The sequence below is a fragment of the Cellulomonas sp. P4_B5_2 genome (genome assembly GCF_056402235.1).
Genome location: NZ_JBFUHU010000437.1, coordinates 1 through 2,410 on the forward strand (window position 1 = coordinate 1; position 2,410 = coordinate 2,410).

The window sequence follows — 2,410 nt, forward strand, 5'->3', positions numbered from 1 at the left end:
GCGTTTCAAGGCGACGCAGCAGGTCGGCGTGCTGAAGGCGACCAGCGGTCTGCCGCCGTCGGACCCGGCACGTGAGGAGCAGCAGGTCGCGCGCCTGCGGGAGCTCGCGCGCACCGCGGACCTCGACCCCGTGTTCGCGGAGAAGTTCCTCGCGTTCATCGTCGAAGAGGTCATCCGGCACCACGAGGCCATCGCCGAGGACCACGCCCGAGGCGCCTGATTATTCGGGGTGGCGCGGCGCCCCCTGGGGGCGGAGGGTAGGAGGGGTCAGCTCCGGCATGCCGCGCGGGGGCGGATCACGCGTGCGCGGTCGCCGGGGACGATCGACACCGGAGGTACTTGCCCATGGATCTGCACTGGCTCAAGCCGCTGCTCGGACGCCCGGCACCGTTCACGACCGTCTACCTCGACGCGACGCGCAACGGTGCGACGGGTGACGCCGAGGCGGCTGACCGCTGGAGGGCCGTCCGACGCTCTCTCGAGCGCGACGGCGCACCGGCCTGGGTGCTGGACCAGATCGCCGACGTGGTCTCGGTCCCCACCGGTGTGCGCGCCCCCCACGGGCGGGTGGTCGTGGCCGACGCCCAAGGGGTGGTGGTCGACCGCGTGCTCTCCGAGCCTCCGGCCCAGTCCCACGCGGTGTTCGGTCCCGCGCCGGCCCTGCTCCCGGCCGTGCGCGCCGCCGACGAGACCGTCTCTTACCTGCTGGTCGAGGTGGACCGCAACGGAGCGGACCTCACCTGGGCTGCCGGTGGCACCGTACGCACCGAGGGTGGCCCGGAGACCGAGACCGTCGACGGTGGGCACGACGACGTGCACAAGACGCGCGAGGGCGGTCTCGACCGGCGCAGCCAGACGCGAGCGGAGGACTCCTGGGGTCGCAATGCCGAGGCGGTCGCGGCCGTGCTGGACAAGCGCGTCGCGGAGCGCAAGCCCGACCTCGTGGTGATCACGGGCGACGTGCGCGCCACCAAGCTCGTCTGCGAGGCCGTCGGCCAGCAGGCGCGTGAGCTGGTGGTCGAGGTGCAGGGTGGGTCGCGCGGTGAGGGCGTCAACCAGGGAGCGTTCGCGGCACGGGTCAAGGAGACGCTCGAGGCGTTCCGCACCCGGCGGCGGCAGGCGGTGCTCGACCGGTTCCGCGAGGCGCAGGGCCGCGGCGACGGTGCCGTCACCGCCCTGGGTGACGTGATCGAGGTGCTCCGGCGCGGCCAGGTGGCGGAGCTGGTGCTGCAGGTCAGCGTGCTCACCACGGGCCTGGCGGAGCGGACCCTGTGGGTCGGGCCCGAACCCCTGCAGCTGGCGACGAGCGCGGGGGACCTCCAGTCGATCGGCGTCACGGAGAACGCGCGCGAGATGGACGCGAACGTGGCCCTCGTCCGTGCCGCGCTGGCGCAGGACGCGGGCGTCACGTTCGCCGAGGACGGCGCGGTCGACCTGGTGGACGGCATCGGCGCGGTGCTGCGCTGGTCTGACGACTCCACGCCCAGCGAGGCGGTCCCCACCCAGTCCGCCGACCAGGCCCGCCTGCGCACGGTCGTCTAGACACTGCGACTTCCGCACTCGAGCGGTCTGAGCCTCCTTGAGTGCGGACGTCGCGTGTGGTCAGTCGGTGCTGCGGGTGTCCGTGTAGAGCGTGTCGATGTCCGCGGCGAAGTCCTTGAGCACCAGGGCGCGCTTCACCTTCATCGACGGGGTGAGGTAGCCGTTCGTCTCGGTGAAGTCCGTGGTGAGCACGCGGAGCTTGCGGATTGACTCGGCGCGGGAGACTGCCTCGTTGGCGCGCTCGGCGGCACGGTCCAGCGCCTCGAGGACCGCGGGGTACGTCGCGGCGTCGTCGACCGACATGGCGGGCAGGCCGTGGTTGGACAGCCAGCCGGGGAGCATGTCGGCGTCGAGCGTGACGAGCGCTCCGATGAAGGGCCGCTGGTCACCGACCACGACGACCTGGCTGACCAGCGGGTGCCCGCGCAGGCGGTCCTCGAGCACGGCGGGGGCGACGTTCTTGCCGCCCGCGGTGACGATGATCTCCTTGGTGCGGCCGGTGATCCGCAGGCACCCGTCCTCGTCGAYCGTCCCGAGGTCGCCGGTGCGGAACCACCCGTCCACCAGCGCCTCGGCGGTGGCCTCGGGATCGTGCCGGTACCCGCGGAACACGTGCGGGCCCGAGACGAAGATCTGGCCCTCGTCGTCGACCCGGACGGCCGTGCCGGGGTACGCGGGCCCGACGGTGCCGATCGTGGTGACCCCGGGACGGCTGACGGTCGTGGCCGCGGTCGTCTCGGTGAGGCCGTAGCCCTCGAGCACCTCGACGCCGATGCCGCGGTAGAAGTGCCCGAGCCGCTCACCCAGGGGGGCGCCGCCGGAGATCGCGAACTCGGCCCGCCCGCCCAGCGCCGCGCGGAGCTTGGCG

3 protein-coding genes are annotated in these 2,410 nt (G+C 73.1%); 2 read left to right on the forward strand and 1 reads right to left on the reverse strand.

Annotated elements, in window-relative coordinates; genetic code table 11:
• Both AC1DUQ_RS20760 and AC1DUQ_RS20765 read left to right on the forward strand, forming a co-directional pair.
• Positions 1-220 (forward strand): chorismate mutase (locus tag AC1DUQ_RS20760; protein ID WP_477074519.1); only part of this gene is annotated, 220 nt, incomplete at its 5' end.
• 125 nt (positions 221-345) lie between these two features.
• Entirely contained in the window at positions 346-1,542 is a 1,197-nt protein-coding gene (locus AC1DUQ_RS20765; protein WP_477062678.1) for a baeRF2 domain-containing protein, read from the forward strand.
• Positions 1,543-1,602: 60 nt separating this feature from the next.
• On the opposite strand, the gene AC1DUQ_RS20770 is transcribed toward AC1DUQ_RS20765, so the two are convergent.
• Positions 1,603-2,410: AMP-dependent synthetase/ligase (locus AC1DUQ_RS20770; protein ID WP_477074520.1), on the reverse strand; the 808-nt coding region annotated here is incomplete at its 5' end.